25 protein-coding genes are annotated in these 24,064 nt (G+C 45.4%); 15 read left to right on the plus strand and 10 right to left on the minus strand.

The genetic code is table 11. The features are described from left to right. Positions 1 to 117 precede the first annotated feature (117 nt). Genes hutZ through hutW form a run of 3 tightly spaced genes read right to left on the minus strand, consistent with a single transcriptional unit; the run spans position 118 to position 2,742 of the window. Complete coding sequence (gene hutZ / locus JQC93_RS12065; protein ID WP_205158697.1) at positions 118 to 717, minus strand: heme utilization protein HutZ; 600 nt, start codon at positions 715 to 717, stop codon at positions 118 to 120. Then, the gene (gene hutX / locus JQC93_RS12070) at positions 718 to 1,236 is read right to left on the minus strand and encodes a heme utilization cystosolic carrier protein HutX (protein ID WP_205158698.1); all 519 of its coding nucleotides are present in this window, start codon (positions 1,234 to 1,236) and stop codon (positions 718 to 720) included. It lies immediately after the preceding gene. A 9-nt stretch (positions 1,237 to 1,245) separates the two neighbouring features. After that, complete coding sequence (gene hutW / locus JQC93_RS12075; protein ID WP_205158699.1) at positions 1,246 to 2,742, minus strand: heme anaerobic degradation radical SAM methyltransferase ChuW/HutW; 1,497 nt, start codon at positions 2,740 to 2,742, stop codon at positions 1,246 to 1,248. A gap of 305 nt (positions 2,743 to 3,047) precedes the next feature. On the opposite strand from hutW, the gene JQC93_RS12080 reads away from it, so the two are divergent. The 9 genes from JQC93_RS12080 to JQC93_RS12120 all read left to right on the plus strand — a co-directional run bounded on the left by JQC93_RS12080 (position 3,048) and on the right by JQC93_RS12120 (position 10,801). Continuing rightward, positions 3,048 to 3,968, plus strand: coding sequence for an energy transducer TonB (locus JQC93_RS12080; RefSeq protein ID WP_205158700.1), 921 nt, complete (start codon positions 3,048 to 3,050; stop codon positions 3,966 to 3,968). Positions 3,969 to 3,983: 15 nt separating this feature from the next. Continuing rightward, the gene (locus JQC93_RS12085) at positions 3,984 to 4,793 is read left to right on the plus strand and encodes a MotA/TolQ/ExbB proton channel family protein (RefSeq protein WP_205158701.1); all 810 of its coding nucleotides are present in this window, start codon (positions 3,984 to 3,986) and stop codon (positions 4,791 to 4,793) included. Continuing rightward, a complete protein-coding gene (locus JQC93_RS12090) occupies positions 4,790 to 5,206 on the plus strand; it encodes an ExbD/TolR family protein (RefSeq protein ID WP_205158702.1) in 417 nt (138 codons plus the stop codon). Before JQC93_RS12085 ends, JQC93_RS12090 begins: the two co-directional genes overlap by 4 nt. After that, positions 5,206 to 6,069, plus strand: a complete 864-nt coding sequence (locus tag JQC93_RS12095; protein WP_205158703.1) for a heme/hemin ABC transporter substrate-binding protein — start codon at positions 5,206 to 5,208, stop codon at positions 6,067 to 6,069. The genes JQC93_RS12090 and JQC93_RS12095 overlap by 1 nt, the downstream gene beginning before the upstream one ends. Before the next feature lie 42 nt (positions 6,070 to 6,111). Beyond that, the gene (locus JQC93_RS12100) at positions 6,112 to 7,155 is read left to right on the plus strand and encodes a FecCD family ABC transporter permease (RefSeq protein ID WP_205158704.1); all 1,044 of its coding nucleotides are present in this window, start codon (positions 6,112 to 6,114) and stop codon (positions 7,153 to 7,155) included. After that, positions 7,155 to 8,018, plus strand: coding sequence for a heme ABC transporter ATP-binding protein (locus JQC93_RS12105; RefSeq protein WP_205158705.1), 864 nt, complete (start codon positions 7,155 to 7,157; stop codon positions 8,016 to 8,018). Before JQC93_RS12100 ends, JQC93_RS12105 begins: the two co-directional genes overlap by 1 nt. A gap of 200 nt (positions 8,019 to 8,218) precedes the next feature. Continuing rightward, the gene (locus JQC93_RS12110) at positions 8,219 to 8,509 is read left to right on the plus strand and encodes a putative quinol monooxygenase (RefSeq protein ID WP_205158706.1); all 291 of its coding nucleotides are present in this window, start codon (positions 8,219 to 8,221) and stop codon (positions 8,507 to 8,509) included. A gap of 331 nt (positions 8,510 to 8,840) precedes the next feature. Next, complete coding sequence (locus JQC93_RS12115) at positions 8,841 to 10,013, plus strand: MalY/PatB family protein (protein ID WP_205158707.1); 1,173 nt, start codon at positions 8,841 to 8,843, stop codon at positions 10,011 to 10,013. A gap of 122 nt (positions 10,014 to 10,135) precedes the next feature. Next, positions 10,136 to 10,801: a glutathione S-transferase N-terminal domain-containing protein gene (locus tag JQC93_RS12120; RefSeq protein WP_205158708.1), complete on the plus strand. Its 666-nt coding sequence runs from the start codon at positions 10,136 to 10,138 to the stop codon at positions 10,799 to 10,801. Here the strand turns inward: JQC93_RS12120 and modF are convergent. Both modF and JQC93_RS12130 read right to left on the minus strand, forming a co-directional pair. After that, a complete protein-coding gene (gene modF / locus JQC93_RS12125; RefSeq protein ID WP_205158709.1) occupies positions 10,798 to 12,255 on the minus strand; it encodes a molybdate ABC transporter ATP-binding protein ModF in 1,458 nt (485 codons plus the stop codon). The two genes, JQC93_RS12120 and modF, sit on opposite strands and share 4 nt — an antisense overlap. A gap of 128 nt (positions 12,256 to 12,383) precedes the next feature. Next, entirely contained in the window at positions 12,384 to 12,596 is a 213-nt protein-coding gene (locus JQC93_RS12130) for a hypothetical protein (RefSeq protein ID WP_205158710.1), read from the minus strand. A gap of 465 nt (positions 12,597 to 13,061) precedes the next feature. Between JQC93_RS12130 and JQC93_RS12135 the strand changes: the two genes are divergently transcribed. The 3 genes from JQC93_RS12135 to JQC93_RS12145 all read left to right on the plus strand — a co-directional run bounded on the left by JQC93_RS12135 (position 13,062) and on the right by JQC93_RS12145 (position 15,757). Continuing rightward, positions 13,062 to 13,424: a DUF4180 domain-containing protein gene (locus JQC93_RS12135; protein ID WP_205158711.1), complete on the plus strand. Its 363-nt coding sequence runs from the start codon at positions 13,062 to 13,064 to the stop codon at positions 13,422 to 13,424. A gap of 102 nt (positions 13,425 to 13,526) precedes the next feature. Further along, positions 13,527 to 14,678: an FKBP-type peptidyl-prolyl cis-trans isomerase gene (locus JQC93_RS20505; protein WP_408068602.1), complete on the plus strand. Its 1,152-nt coding sequence runs from the start codon at positions 13,527 to 13,529 to the stop codon at positions 14,676 to 14,678. A 710-nt stretch (positions 14,679 to 15,388) separates the two neighbouring features. Further along, positions 15,389 to 15,757, plus strand: a complete 369-nt coding sequence (locus JQC93_RS12145) for a hypothetical protein (protein ID WP_205158712.1) — start codon at positions 15,389 to 15,391, stop codon at positions 15,755 to 15,757. A 618-nt stretch (positions 15,758 to 16,375) separates the two neighbouring features. On the opposite strand, the gene JQC93_RS12150 is transcribed toward JQC93_RS12145, so the two are convergent. Genes JQC93_RS12150 through JQC93_RS12160 form a run of 3 tightly spaced genes read right to left on the minus strand, consistent with a single transcriptional unit; the run spans position 16,376 to position 17,471 of the window. Next, entirely contained in the window at positions 16,376 to 16,591 is a 216-nt protein-coding gene (locus tag JQC93_RS12150; protein WP_205158713.1) for a TIGR02450 family Trp-rich protein, read from the minus strand. Then, positions 16,591 to 17,196, minus strand: coding sequence for a CIA30 family protein (locus JQC93_RS12155; protein WP_236009522.1), 606 nt, complete (start codon positions 17,194 to 17,196; stop codon positions 16,591 to 16,593). Before JQC93_RS12155 ends, JQC93_RS12150 begins: the two co-directional genes overlap by 1 nt. Before the next feature lie 5 nt (positions 17,197 to 17,201). Beyond that, positions 17,202 to 17,471 carry a DUF3081 family protein gene (locus tag JQC93_RS12160; protein ID WP_205158714.1) on the minus strand — a complete coding sequence of 90 codons (270 nt, stop codon included), beginning with the start codon at positions 17,469 to 17,471 and terminating at the stop codon, positions 17,202 to 17,204. Between the two features lie 281 nt (positions 17,472 to 17,752). Between JQC93_RS12160 and JQC93_RS12165 the strand changes: the two genes are divergently transcribed. After that, positions 17,753 to 19,594, plus strand: coding sequence for a glycerophosphodiester phosphodiesterase (locus tag JQC93_RS12165; RefSeq protein ID WP_236009523.1), 1,842 nt, complete (start codon positions 17,753 to 17,755; stop codon positions 19,592 to 19,594). Positions 19,595 to 19,640: 46 nt separating this feature from the next. Here the strand turns inward: JQC93_RS12165 and JQC93_RS12170 are convergent, their stop codons facing one another. Further along, on the minus strand, positions 19,641 to 21,053 hold the full coding sequence (locus JQC93_RS12170; protein ID WP_205158715.1) for an alkyl sulfatase dimerization domain-containing protein: 1,413 nt from the start codon (positions 21,051 to 21,053) through the stop codon (positions 19,641 to 19,643). A 130-nt stretch (positions 21,054 to 21,183) separates the two neighbouring features. Between JQC93_RS12170 and JQC93_RS12175 the strand changes: the two genes are divergently transcribed. Next, positions 21,184 to 21,669: a hypothetical protein gene (locus JQC93_RS12175; RefSeq protein ID WP_205158716.1), complete on the plus strand. Its 486-nt coding sequence runs from the start codon at positions 21,184 to 21,186 to the stop codon at positions 21,667 to 21,669. Between the two features lie 114 nt (positions 21,670 to 21,783). Here JQC93_RS12175 and JQC93_RS12180 read toward each other — a convergent pair whose 3' ends face one another. Then, positions 21,784 to 22,449 (minus strand): Crp/Fnr family transcriptional regulator, encoded by a 666-nt coding sequence (locus tag JQC93_RS12180; protein WP_205158717.1) that lies wholly within the window; start codon positions 22,447 to 22,449, stop codon positions 21,784 to 21,786. Positions 22,450 to 22,903: 454 nt separating this feature from the next. Between JQC93_RS12180 and JQC93_RS12185 the strand changes: the two genes are divergently transcribed. Further along, a complete protein-coding gene (locus tag JQC93_RS12185; protein ID WP_205158718.1) occupies positions 22,904 to 24,052 on the plus strand; it encodes a GGDEF domain-containing protein in 1,149 nt (382 codons plus the stop codon). The last annotated feature ends 12 nt before the right edge of the window (positions 24,053 to 24,064 follow it).

Raw genomic sequence — 24,064 nt, forward strand, 5'->3', positions numbered from 1 at the left:
ATTAAATTTTGGTTGTAGTAATTCCCCAGTCGTTTTTCGACCGGTTTAATCCTTTATTAATAAGGTTCATGACGTTGAGCGACGAGTTATCGCAAGCAATGTACTCGTCTAACAGGGTTAGCTCTCTTCTTGGAGGTGCCCTTTGTTTTGGAGGTGCCCTTCATCGAGGTGTAAAAAGTCGACAAGATCATTGCCCGATACATTAAAGGCTTGTCCAAAACCCTTGACGTATCGACCGGAAGAAGGCGTTAGTTTGTAGAGGTTGAAGTCACCTAGCTTACTGAGGTTTTCGGCCATCTCACCAAATCGAGTGACCAGTGCAGCTATACCCGCTACCCCATGTTCCGACGCCTTGTCTATGTGCATCGCTTCAGTATCAAAGGTTAGCCTTTTACGCGCGTGGACACTTTTGGCTTCATTCTCGTCTTGAATCATCATTATCGACACGCGCTTATTCAGTTTTAGATTTTTGCCGTGCTCGGCCAAATCGCTCACTAAGATGTAATAACCCTGCTGGTCAAAGGCAAAGGGCGCGTAGCTCACATGCGGAGCACCCGACTCGCCAATAGTCGCAAGTTGCAGAGTTTGTCTAGAGTCACGAAACTCTTGCACCTCTGGCCCCAGCCGATTTTGCAGACGCTCTTTTTTGATCGCAGAACGATCGCCTTGCGTCGCTGAGTGGGTTGGGGAAAGGGTCGATGATGATGAAGTACTCATTTATGCAAATTCCGTTTTTAGTTGTGCTAGAAGTTCAAGTTGCTCTGGAAACAGTTGACGTTTTTTGTCGCGACCTAAGTACACTTTAAATATGCACTCGCCCTGGGCATCAAAAAATCCAATGTAGTGACTTTCCATTTTGCGAAACGGCTTAGAGACAATGGCAATATGCTCAATAAGATCCAACCTCAAGTGGCCATGAAGCTCACCTTCGCGCCCCATTAGATTGTAGTATCCATGGGCAACCTTGCCCTTTGGAAACGGCGCTTTGTATTCAAAGATTGAGCCAAAGGAATGCACGATGGTGGTCACTTTACCCCAAGAAGCAAGCTGCTCTAAAATGGTCTGAGCGTGACTACCTTCGACGGCGTGAACCATGGTGCTTGGTAACACAAAAGTAATTTCACCCTCAGTTTGCTCAAGCGATTTCGCCATTTCGCTAATGGGTACGTTAGCGTCTTGCTCTAACAGTGTTGCGACTTTATAGAGCGTCTGCTCTTTGCTGCGATTCTGGTACATGTCGTTTCCTTATGCGACCGCTTTTGAAGCGTTTTTATGATGAGTTGAGTGGTGATTTTCTGTATGAGCACTCTTACTGCCTTCCTCTGCACCATTGTCTGACGAGGGAGCGTGGCTGTTTGGCTTGGTCGTACACTTAGCCATTGTGCTGATTAGGTTTTGCGCCAATGTCACTGACCAAAATTGGCCCGCTAAAGTGAGTGACAGTGCGTGCTCTTCCAAGTTTACAAGGCCGCGCTGCTGCCAAGCTTCAAACAGAGGCAATAGCGCATCAAAAAGTAGCCCTTCCGATGTATGTCCAAGTTCTGAGCGACGCAATACGCCGCGGTCGAATGCTGCTTTTACGGTATTGCTGCTTTGATGACCTATTGGCGATTGAAAAGCCATTCCTACTGGAAAACTGTTTGAGTTCACGGCGCTAATGTAGGCGTCCATATCACGGTGTTGCATCGCGCTAACACCATTAAAGTTGCCGCCTGCCCCAGCGCCTATTGGCAGCACTTCAGCAGACGTCTTGGCTAAACTGTTATAAATACTGCGCTCACGATTGCCCGACGCCCAGTGATTAACGCTTAATCGTCTTTGATGATGCTTGGCCATAAACTCCACACCCATTTGGAACATCGTCGCTTTCATTTGCGTGTCGGCAGGAGCTGGTAATTTACCCTGTTCGACCATACGCCCCATAGGCAGGTTTTGCATTTCAATGAGTTGATACAGGTCGACGCCGTCTACTCCAGAGTCCAAATAAAACTCTAGATCCCGCTGCCAAATATCTAAGGTTTGAAAAGGCAATCCATAGAGCAAATCAATCACGATCGGCGCGGCATTGTACGAAACCATTGTGGATAAATGCTCAACAACCACTTCTTGGTAATCGAGGCGTTTGGCTTTGCGTCTTACGTGAGTATCAAAACTCTGAACCCCCAACGAAAAACGGTTGAAGCCTCCTTCTAAAGCCGCTTCAAATTTTTCGGTGCTAAATCGATTAACGCGACCTTCTAAGGTAATTTCACAATCGGGAGTAAGCGGGAAATGCTCTCTGATCAGCTTTCCAAGACGCTCAATTTGCGCCGCAGAAAGGTCGGTAGGCGTGCCACCACCAACATAGACCGCCTGAAACGGAAAGGCTTGCGACCAAGAAAACGAGGCTTTGTAAATAAGCTCGGCTTCTAGAGCGGTAAAGTAATCTTCGATTAAGCTTTTGCTGGAGGCGTATTGAAAGAAATTGCAGTACGTACAACGCACTCGGCAAAAAGGAATATGGATGTATAAACAACGGTCGTTAGCAATGGCTGGTTGCGCCGGTGAAGACTCTGTTAATGCATGAGTAAGCGCGCTCTGTACAGAGCTTGGATCGATAGGCTTGCTCATGCCACCAGCGTGCGCACCTTTTTTTCGAGCAAACGCGAAACGCAGAGGATCAGGGGTTGAGCGCCCAACAACGGATTCATCGTCTAGTAACGATTGTAGGGCGTCGCGATTAAACACTATGTGCTCTTTCATGAGTTAGTCTCTTGTGAGCTTCTCACTATCACTCGCCTTGCCAACGCAAGCGTAAATCGTTGTCAACCAATGCGTAAGTTCACAACACGTCAGCGCAATAACTAGCACTAAAGTTTATGTATGTGACCGGCGACTATTTGAGTCATTGGTTTAGACAATCAAGTTAATAGAGAGAAACTGGGTTGCATGTTTCGTTGAGAGCTATCATATTTATTTTAAATGATAATGCAAATGATATTTGATCTCATTTGCATTTTATGGATAATGGCCACACTGACAGTTATTATTTGTGTGCAACCTGACTCATGCGTTATCCCCGATACATCATTGCAACCCTTACAGCACTTACTCTTCACGGTGTTGCATTAACGTATGCCAAACCAGAAACAACACTGAGCATGGACACCTTGGCTGGGCAGTCCTCGATGCAAGTTCAGTTTGTTAGTGCACCTAAACCATCTACAACCCCCGCAGAGACCGCAAGCGAAGAACCAAAGAGTCCACTCGCTGCTGAAAACATTGAGCCCGCTGCGCCCGTCAGTGAACCAGTAACCGAAAATAAGCCTAAAGTTGTAGAAAGTAATCAACCTACTTTACCAAAGTCCGAGCCTCTGCCTAAGTCGCAGCCAAAGCAAAATGAGCCTGTCGTCAGTAAGCCTGTACCAAAGAAAGCACCTGTAGAACCGATAGAGCCAGCGGTAAAATCCAAGCCAGTAATTGAAAAAGTAGACACAAAGCCGGCACCATCCCCGCAGCAAACTGTCGTCAAAGAGCCTGTTAAAACGGTTACTGAAAAGAAACCAGATCCAATGAAAACTGAGGCTACTCCTTCTTCCCAAACGGCAGCTGTTACCGAAACGGAACCAAAATTAGAGCCCGATGATCAAACTGTTGAGGCGCTAGAGACTCTGAGCACAGTAACGAGTTCGGCAAAAAGTGCTCAACCTAAGTTAATTGCGAATCCCACATTTTCAGCAAAGCCAACACCGGTGAGCTACCCACGTCTCGCCCGTAACCGCGGCTGGCAAGGACGCACTGTGGTCGAAGTGTGGATTGACGACAAAGGTAAGCAGGTAAAAACGGCAGTACACCAATCCAGTGGCCATGCGTCGCTCGACAAAAGCGCACTCGCTGCAATCAAAAAATGGAAATTTGCCAAACATAACGAACATGGTCGCAGTGTCGCGCATCGCGTTCATATCCCAATTGATTTCAAATTAAACTAACCAAAGTAGCTATTTATGCAAACGCCAACACCATTCGATTCTTTTCCAGGCATCCTGTCTCAATTACATTCTCAATTGGGTGTCATGACGTGGCCACTGACCATCATGTCGTTGATCACGGCGATAATATTGGTCGAGCGCATTATCTATATGTTGCTCAACAGCCGTACCCAAACCTTCGATATATTGTCTAAAATTCATCATTTGGATTTTAACCAAACAGAAGATGTAGAACGCTTTGTAAAGCAAGAACTTGCTGGCCGATCATTGATGTTTCAATCGATGAGAATGTTGCTGAATCATCGTCACTTTCCAAAACAATTACGTGAAGAAGCGGTGTCAATTTGGCTGTTTAAAAAGCGCCAGCAATTTCGCTCTGGGATCCGAATTCTCTCTCTCATCGGCATGATCAGTCCACTAATAGGCTTGCTAGGTACGGTTATGGGTCTAATGGAGATGTTTAAAGGCCTATCACTAACCAGCAACGTTAACCCAGCTACGTTGGCAGATGGGCTTGGGCTGGCGATGTCAACGACTGCCGCGGGCCTAATTATCGCTGTACCTGCAATCACTGGCGCACAGTTTTTGAATATGTGGGTAGACAGAACGCTCTCTAAAATTGAGTACACCCTAAACCACAGTAACTTGCACATTGAGGGTATTTACGTCGAGGCGATGTCTAACGAAAAACAATCGTTAGGAAATCACCAGTCCGAAGATGCGGGCAATTCCACCTGCCCCGCGGCAAGCAACACTGCCGACAGTGAGTCAAAGACCACTCGCTTTATGGCGCAAGCCCAGCGCACTTCTGAGGTCAACGCATGATCCATTCGCATTCAAACTTTGAGCATGAAGAGAGCCGGCCAGATCTGACCCCCCTACTCGACATTATTTTCATTGTGATGGTATTTCTGATGCTAACCGCAAATGTAGCGGTGCACACGCTTAATGTGGATATTCCACAAACTCAAGACGGCGCTGTGCTCAGTAAACCTGACACCGCTGTACTCACCATCGGTATTGCTGACTCCCAAACACCCTGGTCAATCGATGGTACACCCAACGACGATTGGGCGAGTTTTACGCGGGCGATAACTGAACATAGAAAGCAGCATCCAGATCAAGAGATCGTCATCGCCGCAGACAAAAACGCTAATGTAGAAGCAATGCTAAAAGTGCTGGCCTTTCTACAAAAACACAATATTCCTGCTACTCAAATTCTTATGGAAGAGTCCTAATGAACAAACTTATCTCCCTACTTTGCCTAACCACTTTTGCATTCGGTGCATCCGTTAACGCGAACGAAAACATTCACAATGATGCGACCAATAACCGACTCATTAGTGCGGGCTCAAGCATTACCGAACTGCTATTTGCATTGGGCGCAGAGCAGCAACTGGTTGCTATCGATGTGACTAGCCGCAATATGGATAAAGAAGGTGCTTTCCCGCAGGTTGGCTATCACCGACAGCTGTCTGCTGAAGGGCTGCTCGCACTTAATCCAACTCACCTTATTGGTTCAAATGAGATGGGACCGGAGCACACCTTGACTCTACTCAATAACGCGCAAGTCAATGTAGTAACTGTGCCATCAGGCGACACCAAAGAAGACCTTTATGAACGCATCGACGTGATAAGCCAGCTTACAGGTACCGACAGCGAAGCATCAGAGTTAAAGGCAACCTTACAACAGCAATTTGCCACCCTTGAGCAGCGCGATATTGCCGACAAGCCAAGTGTTCTATTTGCCATGTTATCAAAAGGTCGACCTGCCACTATCGCTGGCCGTGAAACGACTATCGATACCATCATCAATTACGCGGGGGCTGAAAATCCAGCACACGATCAAATGACCTCCTACAAGCCGCTTTCTGCTGAAGCCATCGTCGAGATGCAACCTGACTACCTACTCGTGGCAGAGCGCGCATGGGAATCCTTGGGCGGTGTTGAAGGCATTCTAAAAGAGTTTCCTTTGCTTGCTGCCACGCCAGCGGGCAGCAAAGGCCAGATTGTCCCAATTAGTAGCAGTGCCATTATTGGCGGGTTAGGGCTAGAAAGCATCGCGCTTTCAGAGTCGCTTTATCAGCGTTTTCACCCATAAACACGTCGCGTTTTTGTTACTTTCAGGCTCTAAAGGACCGTTATGAATCATTCTAGATTAGTGTCTCCAACAGTATTGCTGATCATTACCGGGATCGCGCTCTATCTAGCGATGGTTACCTCGATCAGTGTCGGCCCAATGAACATTAGCGTTACTGACAGTCTGCGCGCCCTTTTGCCAATGACTTCGATGGACGAAATTCCTGCACACATCACCATGGTGATCCAGCAAGTCAGGCTGCCAAGAACGCTATTGGCCATTGCGGTCGGTGGGATATTGGCGCTTTGCGGCGCAGTGATGCAAGGGCTATTTAGAAACCCATTGGCTGATCCTGGGATCATCGGTGTGTCGTCGGGTGCCGCCCTTGGCGCTGCCATCGCCATAGTGCTATTTGGCTCAATTGCGGCAGCGTATCCAGTGCTTTTGTTGATGGGTACAGTACCATTGTTTGCTTTTATTGGCGGCAGCCTCACCACCATCATTGTGTATAAACTTGGTACCAGTAAAAACGGCACTTCCGTTACTATGATGCTGCTAGCAGGTGTCGCCATTGGTGCAATATCTGGTGCGGCGCTGGGGCTTCTCAACTACTTTGCCGATGATCAAGCGCTGCGCGATCTGTCTTTATGGACAATGGGTTCACTTGCCGGAGCGACGCCTAGCTCGCTGTGGCTGGCATTTGGCTCACTTGCACTGCTCTATTTAGCGTTTCGACGCGATGCCGACAAGCTCAATGCACTGCTGCTCGGTGAGTCCGAAGCACGCCATTTGGGCATAAATGTTCAAAGCCTGAAACGCCGCCTGATCATCCTTACCGCATTTGGAGTTGGTGTGACCGTCTCACTGGCAGGCATGATTGGATTTATTGGACTGATCGTTCCCCATCTGGGACGTATGTTAATAGGTCCTAATCACCGTGCATTGCTGCCGGTGTCAGCTTTACTGGGCGCAATTTTATTGCTGATTGCCGATATGCTCGCACGCAGTATTGTCGCTCCTCTGGATATGCCTGTCGGCATCGTTACCGCCTTACTAGGCGCGCCATTCTTTTTATGGCTGCTAATCACCCAAAAAGGAAAACTCTAATGGTGTCTGCACTGTACAACTCAATTCACAACACCTTTAAGCGCCGTCGATTGAAATTTGGCAGCGATAGAGCCTCTTTTGATCCTAGTAATCAAGACAACGATCAGCTCTCGTTACATGATGTTAGTGTGAACCTGGGTGGGCGACAACTGCTCGATCGTGTCAATCTGAGCCTTCATAAAGGTGAATTAACCGTTTTACTTGGTCCCAATGGCACGGGAAAAAGCTCACTGCTCAAAACCTTTACCAGTGAAGTACCATTTTCCGGAAGCACCAAACTGTTTGGTAAGCCACTCAACCAGTGGCCTTCCCATGCTTTAGCAAAACAGTTGGGCGTGTTACCTCAACACAGTCAACTAACGTTTAACTTTACGGTCAGAGAAGTCGTTGAGCTTGGCGGATTAGGGTTATCTGCAGAAAAGGTTCAACTCAATCACATTGTGTGTCGAAATATGATGAAGTGCGATGTGTACCACCTTGCCGATCGCAGTTATCCAACCTTATCTGGTGGCGAGAAACAGCGCGTGCATTTTGCGCGTGTGCTCACGCAGCTAGAGCAGAGCGGCCGAGATAAAGTTCTATTGATGGACGAGCCAACCTCAGCACTCGATATACAGCATCAACATCGCACCTTAACCATCGCCAAAGAAATTGCTCATGCAGGAGGCATTGTGGTGGTGGTACTGCACGACCTCAATCTTGCAGCCCAATACGCAGACAGAATCGTTCTGCTCGATGGCGGGCAGATCGTAGAAAACGGTGCTCCTTTGCAAGCCTTAACACCTATGAGTATTGAGCGTGTGTATCACCACAGCGTCAACGTGATGCCGCACCCATTGCACGGTTACCCTGTGGTCTATTAACCGAAGAAATGACGCGATATCGGTATCAAAACCTATGATCATAAACCATGCTCATAAACTATGCCCATAACCCCTGCTAAAACTCATGTTCAAAACTGAGCCAGTAGCGCGCCTAGCTGCTATGCTCAAAGCTTAACGCCAGCGCTCGCAATTTGTCTGCGCTGGTGTTTTGCAACCAACACTAGCATAGGGAGTGTGTCATGTTTGTTGTTACTGTAACGTTTGAAATTGAGCCTATCCATTTTTTAAGTTTTGTCGAAGCGTTAAAGCCTCATGCACTGACAAGCCTTAATAGTGAACAGCATCTTCTACAATTTGATGTAAGTATTAGTGGCAATAGCCGAGAAGTGTTTATCTACGAAGTATATACCTCGGTCGAGGGCTATGATCTCCATTTGAGCAGCCCTCATTTTGACGAGTTTGCGAGTGAGACAAACCCTTGGGTACTGAATAAAATCGTTAATACTTATACTCAAGTGCGCCTTTCATAAGTTGTACAATCGCACCTCAAAATACAGTGTTTCTCAAACAACAAGCCGTGCTTAGGGCAGCATCTAGATAGCGCCAAACTAGTGCGCCATTGCTAGATCAGCATTTCTAGATCGGTATTTTTCTCTTTAAAACTGATTGGGTGTGTCCTGATTAGCGATTGTAAAAACAACTATTTACTATTAATGTGAACGACATAAACCGTGCCTAGCCAATTGCTTAGGTGATGTGAATCATCCTGGCTTACATGAGTCTAACCGTCGGATTACCCGCTCTGTTGGCTTAAAATTGCAGCACTGCAATCGACAACCTCAATGTTAGAAGTGGACCCAAATGAACTACAACTTTACTCAAGCACCAAAACGAAAAGAGACGTTTTCCATCAAGTGGTCTGCCATGAGCATGTGGTCCAAATACGCGAACGACCAAACATTGCCATTTTGGGTTGCTGATATGGACTTTGACGTCGCTCCAGAAATCATTCATGCGATGAAGACAGAAGTCGATAGGCTAACCTTTGGTTACTCCGCGCCAAATGCTGACTATTTTGAACGCACTCAACAATGGTTAGAGCGTCGCTTTGACTGGCAAGTAGACACCGGCAATATTCGCATTGCAGCAGGAACATTACATGGTCTGGCAACCCTCATCAATATTGCCAGCAATCCTGGTGACGGGATCATTATTCAATCGCCTGTGTATCATCAGTTTGCCGAATTGATCAAAAAACACAAGCGCACCTTGGTGGATAACCCGCTGGTGGAAGACAATGGTCAATACTTTATGAATTTCGACCAGCTTGAAACGCTCGCCAGCGAACCCACCACCACCATGATGCTATTGTGCTCACCTCATAACCCTGTAGGCCGTGTATGGACCGCTGACGAGCTATCTCACATCAGCGATATTTGCCAGCGCAATGACGTTGTCTTAGTCTCTGACGAAATCCACGCAGACTTAACTCGCATTGGCATCCAACATATCCCAACAGCTAAAGCGGCAGTTGATTCAAGCCACATTGTCACTCTCAATGGTACGGGCAAAACGTTCAACCTCGCGGGTATGCACATCAGCCATACCCTATTTGAAAACGATGAGCTAAAAGCACAATGGGATAAGGTTGTGCGAGTCACCTTGCCTAACCCAATTTCTATGGCTGCAGTCCAAGCTGCGTACACTCATTGCGATCACTGGGTGGATGAATTGCGGCAGGTGATTGACGATAACCTTGCTTTCACCAAAGCCTACCTTGAGCAGCATCTACCGGTTGTGAAAATGAGTATTCCACAAGGTACGTACTTTGCGTGGCTGGATTTTCGCAGTCTCGATCTTACCGACAAAAAAATCGATGAGATCATGATAAAAGAAGCTAACATATTGTTAGAAGGTGGACGTGCATTTGGCGCAACAGGCAAAGGCTGGCAACGACTCAATCTCGCATGCCCCCAATCGATGCTAGAAGAAGGGCTTTCACGCATGTGTGACGCATTTTCACGATACACCTAGCCCTTATTGAGCCTGCGAATGCTTTGAGTCAGCGCTTTATCAATGACTATGACACACTCTTGAAAAGGCGCTGCAAACCGCCTTTTCAATTAATGGTGATAGACTAAATATAAAGAGCGTAAATGACCCCAATACTTTATTCACTGCAAAACTGCCCCTACGCGATGCGAGCTCGGTATGCGATTTTCAAGTCACGTACGTCGGTTTTGATTCGCGCCATTAAACTTAACAACAAGCCCGATGAACTGTTGCAAGCATCTGCCAAAGGTACCGTCCCTGTGTTAGTAATACACGATGGCGCGCCCGAAATAGGCACCGAAGTCATTGATGAAAGTTTGGAGATCATGCTATGGGCTTTATCGAGTAATGATCCTGACAACTTACTAATGTCCAACGACTCGACGGCATTACCAAAAATGCTTGCGTTCATTGCCGAAATTGAAAGGCAGTTAATTCCGCTAAGCAATGCATTTAGCTGCGCAAAAAGGTATCACGAAGACAACATGCTTGAGCGGCGAGAGGCTTGCGAACACTACTTGCAGGCCCTAGAACAAAGGCTTCGGCTCAACCGATACCTATTCTCAGATCAAGAAACGCTCGCCGACATCGCAGTAATGCCGTTTATCAGAAAATTTGCCCGCATAGACAAACAGTGGTTTAAACACTCATCCCTCACTAGTTTGGACGCATGGTTGCAACGTTATTTAACCTGTGCCGAGTTTTCTAAAGTGATGAAAAACTATCCGCTTTGGTTACCCGAGCGCAGCGATGTCTATTTTGGGACTTAATTGAGCGTCGTGACCAGTGCCTTATAGCACTGCGCGCTATCATCAAATACAAACTCAAGCGCATTTTTGATGCTGTCCAAACTGTCACCTTCATAATGAGACACATAAAGCAATTGGCTAAGGTGTTCACGAGCAATCAGCTCAAGGGTATTTTTGACCAGACGACGGCCGAGATAATCCAACCCCTGATAAGGTTCATCCAAAATAAGCAGCGCGGGCTGTTTAACCAATGCGCGAGCAATTAACAACAGCCGTTGCTGGCTATAGTCAAGTTGCTTAAACGAGGTGTTGGCCAGTCCATCCATGTGCAACATTTGTAGCCACTCCCTCGCCACTAGCTGCTCTTTTTTGCTCGGTTGTTGGTAGAGTCCGATAGAGTCGTAAAAGCCCGATAGTATCACCTCCAACGCACTACAGCTGACGCGGTATTGCAGGTGTAAGGCCGAAGATACCATGCCAATATTTTGCTTGATCTCCCAGATGGTTTCCCCACTTCCCCGCTTGTTTCCAAATATATGGATATCGTTGCTGTAACATTGAGGGTGATCGCCAAAGATGAGTCCCAACAAAGTACTTTTGCCGCATCCATTAGGGCCTTTAATTTGCCAGTGTTCACCACGATCGATGCGCCAATTAAGCTCATCAAAGATGGTTTTATCGGTATAGGCTACTTTGCCATTTTTTAGCTCAAATATTGGATTTTGAAATTCGCTATTGTGCTGATGGCTACGGATGAGGTCCATCATCTGCTCACTGTGAGCTTGCGACTGCGCTTTCAGTTGGTTGATCACCGGGTGACTGTCCCATTGCTGACGGTCCATAGTGCTGTCCAACGCGCCGTGGTTAAACAAAGCAATATGTTCGATCCAGTCGGGAATGTCTTCTTCGCGATTTAACGTTACTATCATCTGCACGCGCTGGGCGAGTGTTTGTAAATACTGGGCCAGAGACTGTCGATGCGCCACATCTAATCCGACAAATGGGTTATCCAAAACAATAAATTCGGGCTTGGTAGCCAGTGCCCGAGCCAACATCACCCGCCTCGTTTCGCCTGTAGACAGCACCCGAAATCCTGATCGCGCAAGATGCTCTAAATCGAGCTCGCCAAGTAGCTTTTGTGTTAGTTCGTGGTCTTCACACTGTCTAAAGATCAGCTGTTCAACACTGGTTCCTGTATCTATGCGGTCGATAAAGTCGGTGTCTTCTTTGGCCAGCTCTTCATCTAACAGACGTTGTTGTTCTAGCAAAGAGACCTGTGCAACACGCGTGGAAGAAGCATTAAAACACTCCTTATCAAGCGTAAATTCGCCACATATTAGAGCCCCAAGCAGCGAACCAATATCACCTTCACTACTAAACACTCCCCATGACTGCTGAGGTTGGATTGTCCAATGCCCAATAGAAAGCGAGCGCAAGCCACGCTCTATAGTCAGTTGATTCATCTCGATTTGCATTGGCCGTCTCACCTTCATCCATGTTCAGTTACTACACCAAACAACGATACGGTAACTCAGCACAATTGGCGACCAATGGGATTAAAAATGTGAAGGGGAGTGTAAGCTAAACGAGCTATTTACTTTGTTTAGGTAAACTGCCTATAGGCCTTGAGAGCGATCAATACTATAGGAGATGCATGCATAAGCAGATCGAAAATATCGATAGGCTTAACTAAGTTCCCTTGCGTTAACATACGCAGCTTTTCGACAATATGAGGCTCGGGAAAGAAAGGAGCAAATACTAGATATCCACCGGCAAGCAGAAGCAGCGGCCAACTTAAGTTATCTATCCACGCCATAAGGTTCTCTCTAATTTGTTATGTGACCACATATATTAGCTAAAGCTAATTTAAAGTAAAGCGGTTTCGAAATGGTGCAGACAGGGTGTTGGCAGTGGTCCCGTTTTCGACACTATAAGGCGACCAAAGTCGCCGACGTTATGAACCAGAAACCTCTAGTTATTGTTGAGTGAATTGAAAGAGTTCTCGTTTTTGCACGTCTATGATTCGTCTTTTCGTTGCAAAGATTATAAAATATTTAATTTAATCAATGGATTGTACAGTGCGTCCTAGAAAAATCCGGCGTGGTGAAAGTGAGTTAGTGGGACCGCTCATTTTTATGTGAAGGATATCGAACATCAAGCTGTAATTGGCATTAATTTTCATATGGTTATGATAGATTATTGGTCAATGGCGTCCGGGTAAAAGTGAGCACGCGCACTTATAAGCTGGTAGCACTCCATAAACCTGCATAGGGATCTAGTCATGGAAATAAAACTGATTAACATCGATGGTGTAACTATCTGTGAAGTTTCCGCTAATGGAACCGTCGTTAATAACTTGAATGATGCATTAGACTTGATTGGCAATGTAAGTTATCAAGGATCAAGAAAACTGGTTGTAAGAACTGAACACCTTGCTATTGAGTTCTTTGATTTGAAAACGAAACTAGCTGGTGAGATTCTTCAAAAATTCTCAAATTACGACATGCAGCTTGCTATTGTAGGTGAAAACTCGCACTTCAATAGTACCGCTTTAAAATCTTTTATAGTTGAATGTAATCGTGGAAACCGGATTTTGTTTGAAGAGTCGAGGGAGGTAGCTCTTGAAGCTCTAGCCAAGTGCTAACAAATAAATCAAGCGGACAAAATAAAGCCTCGCTGCGCTCGGCACAATTTTATTTCGCCGCTTATTAATGGCGTTAAGCGCAAATAGTTAAAGTGAGATTCTATGAAGTTAAAAGTGTTTCTGGACTTTGTTCTTGAGGTGATAAGAATATTTAAGCCAGACCAGAGGAAATGGCTAGTCAGAACATTCGTTTTAGCTGGTATCCCAATGGTTTCATCTAAGTTTTGGCAACCCTGGATTGAAGCTATACTTGAAGAAAAACTAAATATAGATTTATCTTATGCTTCTGCACCTGGGTGGGCTTTAATTGTTATTGGTTTATTGATACACGGGTTCAATGTTTATCAAGACAAGGCATCAAATAAAGAACCAATGTTTAAAGATGAGCATGATGCGTTAACTTTCTCACTAGGCGGTGGAGTAACATGCTCATACTCAAAAGAGCAACTAAAAAAACCAAATACACCATTTAATTTGGGTGGGCATTTGCCTATTAAGGTCTATGTAGAAAAAAAGAAGCTGTATGCTGATGTTAATGTTTATTCAGGGTCTGGTTTGCCTCCAATCAAAATATCGAAGAATGTGCTTTCTGGAGTACCGCCAAGTTGGGATGTGAATAAAAGTGAAAAAGCACTAGAGGTTGTTAATGATGAAAACCAACCGGTATATCAGCTAATTTATAAGAATGACGGGCATATCATTATTAATGGAGTTTTTCCATTTCCTGGCGGGCTTGTGCTCGCTGACGATACTCACATGTCATTAAACCCAGAAACACCAGTAACCCTTGAGCTTAGTCCAATTTTTAAATATCCATCTTGGAAATATCCATCCGTATATAGTCATGACTATACGCCAAAGAAAATGGAGCAAGTTCCTGATTCCACCCATCGGATGATGAAAGAGTATCACCATCCACATATGTATCAGCGCAATGCTCAACCAATAGATTGGGTTGAGTCGAACGAGCCAATTCAAAGCGATAACAGAATTGTCATCGACTTTGAAGGTTTTATTGATTCTGTTCCATTTGAGGGAGGTAAAGCCGAAAGTTTCCCGTTACAGATTGGAAGTGGGCGCATGATTCCGGGGTTCGAAGATTGTCTTATAGGGAAAAAAGTTGGTGAGTCCTTTGACATTAATCTCCGTTTTCCAGCGGACTATCACGCAGAAAACTTGAAAAATAAATCTGCGGTTTTTCATGTCAAAGTCAATAAAGTAGAAGTTAAGGTACTAGCTGAACGAAGCGCTTAACAGAAGCTTCAAGTGGGATTCGTTAAGCGGGCGCTGACGGTTCCCCTCATAATTTCCCTAACCCAGAGATGTGCGTAAGTCGCTAATACTCTATTAAAGCCCAACAATATTGGGCTCCGGTTATGTGATATCGACGGTGATTCCTTACTTCTAGTCCAAGCCTACGTATAGAAAGCACTCGTCTATGTCTAATGGTGTTTGCTTGGACTTCGAAATGCCATTTGGCATTGCATGCGATAAGGCCATTTAGCCCCATCAGAGTTTCTGCCAGCTACGCTATCAATAGTAAAATTTATCGTCGATTGACACAGGGAGACCGATTGTGGCGAAGCGCGACACTTGGCCTTGCGACCTTTGTCGTTCGCTTTGTAAAGATAAGATTCACAGCGTATTGAACCTCGTTTGGAAAGTAATCTCGAGCCAAGATTAGTTAGGGTACGATCTGAGCCGTCCAGTATATTTTTTGCCGCAAGCATCAGAGATTGAACACGTTTTTTATGAATATTGGGACAAAGGTTTTGTAGAGATTGTTGTAGTATTTGAATATCGCGCATCGCAGTTCCCTTAGAACGAATGTTTGTTTGACGATAATCTTTAGATCAAAGGTAGCGGTGCGCATTTATCTCATTGATTAGAAAACGATAAATGAGGGGGATTTGCTAGAATTGGGGTTTATGCAACTCAAAGTTCATACTTGTGGAATGGAGAATATGGACAGGGCTAAAATAGAGGAAGTATTACAAATTCATGGCTATGAGTCAGAAGTCGCCAAGAATGGACTAAAAGTCAAACTTGGTTGGTTCGCGAATAGGCTCAATCTGTCTTGGGATTTAAGCCGAAAGCGAATAAATTACGCTTACAATCAAATTTTAGATCCCATTCTAGCAACAGTAATTGGTGCCTTAGCTATCCATTCATCTTTGACCTCAGATATAACGATAGCTACAGTTCAAGGTGCAATCGTACTCAACCTAATTTTGAGAATCATAATTACGGAGCTAAGAGTGATAGAACTTAAAATACTTCTTAGTCAATATCAGAATAGTATCCTAAACGATGCAAGAAAACCCGTTACATAACAGGAAATTAAGTCTAATTTCATACGCGTCCAACTTGCTATCGCACAAACATAGTAGTGTATGTCACCGCTTATTAGGGCGTTTTCTGCTCTATTCATATGGTCATACTTGTCTAAAAATATCTTAGGGTTGATAAACATGTACGGTACAGAAGAAACAAAAGCATTTTGCTGCAATTGCAAAGAACTAACATTGCATAAGTATAGTTATTTCAGTCATATAAAACCGTCAAAACCTAAAACTGGTGGTTTTTTTGACGAGCTTTCTTACTAGCTTTGCTCAACAGTGGTTAGGCTTAAACCAAGCCTCTGCGGACTACAAATGCACCAAATGTGGAACCTATTTACATACACATGACGCTTTTAAGTGAGTACTACTGAAAAGCTCGAAAATTGTTAAGCGTTTACAACTGGAACGCGGTTAACAAACGCTTTAAATCTGATTTGCAAACGAGTGCTATTTTCGCTTTGCTCCAATTTTGGCACACAATCACTCGCAGTTTAGGCGAGCGCTGACGGATCCCCTCATAAATTCCCCAACGCTCCCGTATCTAGAGCCCAACCATTCTCCTTATTCTATAGCGCCTTTCGGCTCGCCAAAAGGCTAACTCGGTCACCTTTAACACCACCCTACTTTCCAACACGCAGTATTCTTAAGTTCCCGCCAATTCAGCGCATACTCGTTGCGCGTCATTACCGCTTCAATCACACATTCAACCACCGTTTGCTGATCATCAAATTCCACACTGGTGATCACAAAGTGCTTCTCTTTGTTTCGTACATCAACTTTGGTCCATTTGCTGTGCAAAAGTCCTTTTGGATTAACACGATTCATCACACTTCCTTGTAAGTAGGTTGAATTTTTAAGCTAAACAACGTGAGTGCGAAAGGCCCCTGCTGCTTGCTGGTGACTAAGAAGCCAACTTGTCGAATGTCTTCAGATTTTAGCGTCGGAGCGCCTTGAATGATTCGGCCGCGAAACACCGCTTTAAATTCGCTAAGGGGTAGCGTTACAGATTGGCGAACGCCAGCTTGTGTCTCAAACTCGTGCTTATAGCTCACGCGATAGCCGTTAATGGCCACCGCCACACGCATCTGGTAAGTCAGTCCATCACCTATGAATTCTATGGTTGCGGCATCCAACCCTCTATCTAAAGGCACAACTGGACGGTAGATTGAGCTAAAGCCGCCATTGTTTTCAAGAGAAATGTTGCCAGAAAACACACTCACTTCGTCACTAAACTTAAGGCCACCTTGCGACAGGCCACCCATAACACCATCATTGGTTGCGCGCCATCTTTGGGGCTCTACAGTGTTGGTAAAATCTATCATGTAACTACTCGTTGAATCGTACGGGACAAGGGTTTGCATAGGGGATTGAGACCATGCCGCTGTGGCAGATAGCCAGATTAGACTTAACGTTAGAAGTTTCACATTCATAGTGTTCACCTTCGGGCCTTTCTTGAAGCGAGTAGGCGTTGCCCCTGCAGGTCAAATTCATCTCGCGTCTGCTTGTGGTCGCACTCGATGAGAAGTCCACCATGAAAGGTTATTGTTAGAGTTAAGTCCTTGAACGATAACCAGCAAGTGTAACCATCATAATCGTGCCACGCTTTAATTCCGGATAGCTCGCGAGCCCCTTCCGAGTAGTGGCCAGTACTGACAATGACATCAAACAGTAGCAATGCGTCTCGTGTCGCCCAATGGTGCGTCATGTTGCCTACCCTCGCAGTTATTCTTATCTATGATTTATACCAACCAAAGCAATTAAAGGGTCATTCTTGCTTGTTAAAATCGCTAATAGCGGAGTTAAAGATTTTGCAGGTAGAACCACTATCTACGGCAATCTTTGCCTTGCTCTTAGCGATTTTTCCGGCGCAATTTTCTGACCAGTTAATTAGTTCGATCGGTAATAAATACGATTTACCTGCACGCTAGGATCACCTGGTGCTATCATGTGACGAGTTTCCCCATCACAGTTAGGCGATTTCCCCTCTTGTTCAACGCGTTCATTCACCGCAGCCGTCACATCATCTATTTCATGTGGCACCGACTTAAAGCCAGCGGTCTTCAAATGTTAGCCAGCTTTGTATTGGTTCGTAGTGCCTTACTCACTCTATTTGTCCCTTTCGATCTGTGGATCACCTCTAAACTAATGAGTTTTTACGGGGTAAGTGCCATTGCCAATCAAGAGCTACTGTCGTTCTTACTCTCTCCTGTCGGCTTACTGCTGAGTTTATGGTTTGTCACTCAACTCAGTTTTGCCTTTTTTGTCGAGCACTCCGCCATCAGCATTTTGCTCGCACAGCACGATCTTGGTAAGCGATCCATTTTGGACACTTTTGGGTTAATTCTTCAGCGCAGTTGGCGGGTAGCCAAAGTGGTGATCACCCAATCTATTGGGATCAGTTTGTTATTCGCCAGTTTGGTGTGGTGTGGGCGGTGGATATTTGGGCTAATGCTTAATGACTGGGACATTAATTATTATCTCAGCAATCAGGTAAGCACCCTGTGGATCGCCGTGGGGCTGCTGGTGTTGATTACATTACCCACTGTGCTACTGGTGTTGCGCTATTGGGCGAGTTGGTGGTTAGCCCTGCCATTAAGTCTTTTTCAAAACTGTAGCCAGTGGGAGCTGTTTAAGCAGGCACGACGTTTGAGTAGTGCGATCTATCCGCATATTGTACTTGGGCATATCGCGTGGGTATTTGGCCGAGTATTGTTTGCAGCCGTTCTGGCCAGCACCATGCTGTTCGCTCTAGAACCTATCCTGCATTGGGCTACGTCCGATCCTGAACGCTACCCATGGCTCATGGCTGCCAGCCTATTGCTGCTCGGGCTAGCTATGCTGCTGAGTTTTGTCGATCGATTTGTGTACGCCAGTTGCCAGTACTATGTGTTAAGACTGCAAACTAAGCGTCTCAAACTGGTGAGCGAACAAGCTCGCTTTGTTGGGCTCAAGCAAAATACTCAACGCCGAGTTTTGCTTAGCACGGTCATGTTCGCGCTGATTGGAATAGCTGCCTTTAACGGCTATGCGGACGTACGAAACTTTGTGCACCACTTGCAAACCGACAGCTCAGGTTCCGTCACTGCACACCGTGCTGGTGGATTCAAATACTCGGAAAACAGCGAACAAGGGATCCAATACGCCATTGAGTTAGGCATTAAAAGCACCGAAATAGACGTTCAAATCACCAACGATGGTCAAATTGTGGTGTTTCATGATCGTGATTTAGGAAGGATGATTGGCAACTCACTCATTGTCGAGAACGCCGACTATGCCGACATCGTCAATGCTTATGCCGAACATGATCTGACGCCACCGCCATTGTTAGCCGATCTGTTAGACCAATACGCGCCGTCTATAGAGTTTAATATAGAAATGAAGCGCTATAACCAGAGTACTGCTCTTGCAATAGCCCTTGCAGAACTGCTGCCCAATTACACCGAGGCGATGATTGTCTCAAGCCTTGATGTAGAGCTTCTATCGAGCATCATGAGTAAGCTGGAGTCGAACCGACCAACCAATCTAAGATTTGCTCTCATCTATGCGGCTAGCGTGGGTGAGGTCGAGCTAGAAAGAGACGTAGATATACTGATGGTCAGCGATCAATGGTTAAATGCTTGGCGGATATTAGAGATCCAGCAGAGGGATCAAGAAGTATTGGTGTGGACCATCAACAACGCCGCGGGTATGCAGCGACTCTTTTTGTTGGGCGTGGATGGCATCATAACCGATGAGCCGCAACTAGCCCTTGAGACAAAGGCACGCATCAAAGAGATGGATTTTTCAGACAGAGCATTGCTTACCCTTCGTTATTGGATGTCCCTTTAAACCGTCAAAAAAATCAGCGCCATCGGCGCTGATTTTTGAGTTTAGATTAGTATTCGCCAGTTAAGACGATTGGCAACTCTAACTTTCCTTCAAGCACCAGTGCGTGCGTCAGCATCCAGTTGCGAGTATTTGATGCTTTGGCCTTTTGCGCCATTGCACGAAGCGAGTCTGCTTTAATCTGCTTCGCCGATGCATCGCCACTACGAATTGCATAGGTAGCCAGTTGTGCAGCCCATTGATGATCGTTGTCCAGCTGAGCTTGCTTCGCCAGTTTTAGTACATTATCTACGCCGCCCATCGCGTCGATCATTTTCTCTGCTTCTAGATTACGCGGTAGTGGGTGCAAATCGATTGAGTCGTTACCAAACCAATGCATCATGTGGTTGTAGTAACGGCGAACGTGATAAGACCACTCTCCGTAGTTCTCTTCCATCCAAGGCGAGTCTGCAATTTCTTGCGGTAACTTTACGTTATATTGCAGTTCATCCGGTGACATCCCTTGGCCAATGGCTTTTTCAGTTTCTGTCACTAGTGCACGTGTTGCGATCAATTGGTGCTCAAGTTGCTCTGTAAAAACGTCGCCAGTTACTGGTTTGCCGTGTACTTTCAAGCTGTGATCAATGTCTTTTGACAATAGCCACTCAAGTGATGCTTCCATCAAACCAATGTCACGCCAGCGATCGCCACGCAGCGTCGAGTAGTTAAACAGCCCATGCGCCCAGTACGTATTGTCTACCGATACTTTCTTTTCAGGAACGTAGATGCTGATGCCATCCATGGTATCGGTATGAGCCATGTGCGTGACAAAGGTCATTCCATCGATCATGATGCTGGTTTCTTCATCTCCAACAAGCAGAGTCGGTGGTGTGTAGGTTTCCATATCATAAGCGGTAAATTTGGCGTTAGCGAAGCCGGTAGTCGAGGGAGAGTCTGCTCCTTGCTCTGGCAAGAACGCACCTAGTTGGATAGCACCGCGAACTTGACGCACTTGCGACATAACAGAATCAGACGACAGCGCAGCACCAAACTCTGCTTCATGGTTTTTGTGCGCAACAACGACAGTGTCATCATTTAGGTTCCACTCGCCCGCACCAATAATGTAATGCCAGTGCGTGTAAATCAAACCAACAACGGGCTTTTGAGCTACGTGCTCTGGAAGCAAAGACATCGCCTTTTTAGCGTACGCGCGGCTCAAGCCACCATCAAACACAACAATGCCGTTTTCTGTTTCAATAACGTTGACATTGTCCATGCCCAAGCCGGTCAATGACCATACACCTGGCATCACTTCGTACGCACCATCGGTATACTGCGCATCTTTCGCATTTAAGGTTTCAGCGAGAACCGCCCCTGTAGGGCTGATCACGCTGTGTTCATCCACAGATAACGATGTGTTAGCAAAGACCGAGGTCGATGTGACCGCAATAACAAGGGCAGCAATTTTTGTAAATTTAATCATCTCATTTCTCTTGTGTACAAATCTTGCCGACTATCCTAATCGCAACACCTCCAAGAAAAATTGCACGCTGCAACTTTGATCTTTTGCCACGCTGATACACTTTTCTCCTGCTCTTTACGGCGTCTATTCCATGATTACTTACCCTAGATTATTGCGTATATTTATTGGATTAATTGCTGCTTTGCCAGCAGCTTCAATTGCTTGCGCGCTGCACTTTGGCGACTCGGAATATGGAGAAGTGAAATTGGCAGGTGCATCGCAGGCAGTGATGACAACCATTTTTTTAGAAAAGAACCAGCGCATCCAATCGTTACCCTCTGTTTCAACTACCGCTGCATTTCAAAGGGCATCTTGGTGGTTACGTCAAATGGCAAAACGATTGTCCGATGAGGGTGTCGACGATATCCATATTGTATTGATAGATATTCCAATGTGGTCGAAAATGGATCGCGCCGCACCTCTTGGTATAGACATCGATATTGAACCACCTAGCACTTATGGCACCACTTACATGCTCACGCAAACAGGTCTAAACGCAATAATGTCTCAAGGGTTCACCCTTAAACAAGCTAGAGAAATGGGACTTATAAGAATTTACCAACCTGTATCAAACTAACCGCGGTGGCGGTGCCTCATTTGTACAATGCTTGTAACCCATTAACCTCTAACGCACTAGTTTCTTACGCGATAATCACACTCAGAAAATAGGTTCAAACGAGCCTTAGCAAAATTAGTCTCGACCTAATAGGCGCACCGCTCCGTAGGAGTTCTCTATTCGCTGTTCTTTTTCAAGATCATTGAGTATTCGATGAACTCGATGTTTGCTCACAGCGAGATACGTTGCCAATTTCTCTGCAGTAATTATCACTTCACCGTCTTCACGATTGAGTCGGGTCAGCCTCTGCATCACACGCTCTTTAAGGGGAAGCAACAGTGACGAACTCATTAGCTGTTCTGCCATTCGATACAAACCTGCTGCACACAGTCCGGCGAGTAATACTGCCTCTGAATTTAGCGCTGGATCTTGACGAAGCTTTGAATAGGGAACAAAAAGCACAGTGCACTGTGTCGCTGCGACCACAGCCGCTGGGGACGTTTTACCATCCAAAAACGCAGCTGCGCTTAACACTGTACCTGCGAAGAACTTTTCCGCAATAAGCATATCTCCTTCAAAAGAGATAATTTCTATTTCAGCCTCACCGTGTTGCAACAGTCCCAAATGATCTAACTGCTGGTTTTGGAACACGATGGTCTCACCTGCCTGATAAGATTTTTTAATCGCACTTTGCAAAAACAGTTCAACTATTCGTGGAAAGCGTTCAGCATTAAGCAGTTGACTAAACTCAGCAAGTATTGGCATAACAAAGGCATCCGAAAGGGCTAATACAACGTACATTTCTTAGCGCTATTATAAACCTAGCCTTTGGAAAATGTATTGATTTGCGCCGACAACTAAACAGGCTAAACAAAGCCAATTTTGGGTTGACATTAGTATAGATTGAGCAAAGGCAAACCCTAGAAACAGCAGGCAATTCGATCAACTTGCCACGAATATGGCCGTATAACGCACATTTCCCCACCAATCTATAGTATTAATTAAGTTTTTTGCACGTTAAGGGTTTGGCTTACTAATTTACAAAAACCCATAATTTAACCTATTGAATTATAGCTTTTTATTTTACCTACCTCCTCGAAATGCCCTTTAATACTTTAGTGCTGATCTGAAACTTGAGCGCTGAAAAGTAGATCTTTGGTCGTAGTTGTTGAAACAAGAATTTAATCTGCCCAACGATAATGTTACTCTTTATTACAGAATAGTATTCTAATAATGGTAGGTAGGTTAGAAAGAGATGACGATAAACGCTCACAACTTTGTCGCAGACAAACTTGTAGACATCGTTGAAGATAAACACAGGCGCATGCAGCTTATGGTGAACTCGTTCACTATATTCGGCATTGTTTTTTTGATCCTGATGTTTATCAATAGTCTTCTGTTTGGCAAAGACCTCTTTCTTACCATTGTACTCGCGCTATTTTCTATCGCGGCATCCATCAATGTTTATGTAATGAACAAAAACCGCGAAGCCGGTAGAATTGGTCTCACAGTAATTAACTATTCACTCGCATTACTGCTTCTCTATTCCGGCGGGTATCAAGGTACTGGCATGCTGTGGAGCTACCTGCTTGCCGCCGTAGGCATCTTTATCAATTCGTTTAGAGTTGGCTTACTATTAAACACCCTCTTTCTTATCATCACCTCAACCATTCTTTTAGTCGGTTATGATTATGGGCTCAGCCGAGTCGAATACAGCGATGTGATCTCATTCAGAGTGATCCTCACGCTGATCGCGCTAAGCGGCATGTGCCATATTTTAATATTTTTCCAAAGCCGCGCTGATGAGCAGATATTATCGATGCATGAAGGCGGGATTGCATCACTGGCCTATCTTGATTCATTGACCATGCTATCCAATCGCATCACCTTTCGCTCTGTGCTTTACCATGCTATTCAGATGGACTCGACCCACAAAACGGCACTTATCTACATTGACCTAGACAATTTTAAATCTATTAACGACTCTCATGGTCACGATTTTGGCGATTTGGTCTTGGCCGAATACGCCAAACGTTTAGCAAAGGTTGTGCGTGAACAATTGGGTGACGATATTGTGGGTGAATACGATATTGGCCGATTAGGTGGCGATGAATTTGCGATATTTGTACGCGACGCTTCCAACTCAGAGCAAGTTGAAATCTTAGCTGAAAAGATCATGGCCATTACCGCGCAAAACACCATAAGTGTATTGGAGCACGAAACCCACTCTCTAGGCAGCAGCATAGGCGTGGCTTATGTCGACACCAGTCAACATGACTTAATTGATAGCTTGTCTATGGCCGACAAAGTAATGTATAAAGCGAAAAAGGCGGGTAAAGGCACCATCCGTTATACGGATTTAGCCGAGCTTGAAAAAGACTACGAGGAAGTCGCCGCTGTTTAGTACGGCCTCATA

Origin of the sequence: Vibrio ulleungensis, assembly GCF_016900875.1 — a bacterium.
GTDB classification, from domain to species: Bacteria; Pseudomonadota; Gammaproteobacteria; order Enterobacterales; family Vibrionaceae; genus Vibrio; species Vibrio ulleungensis.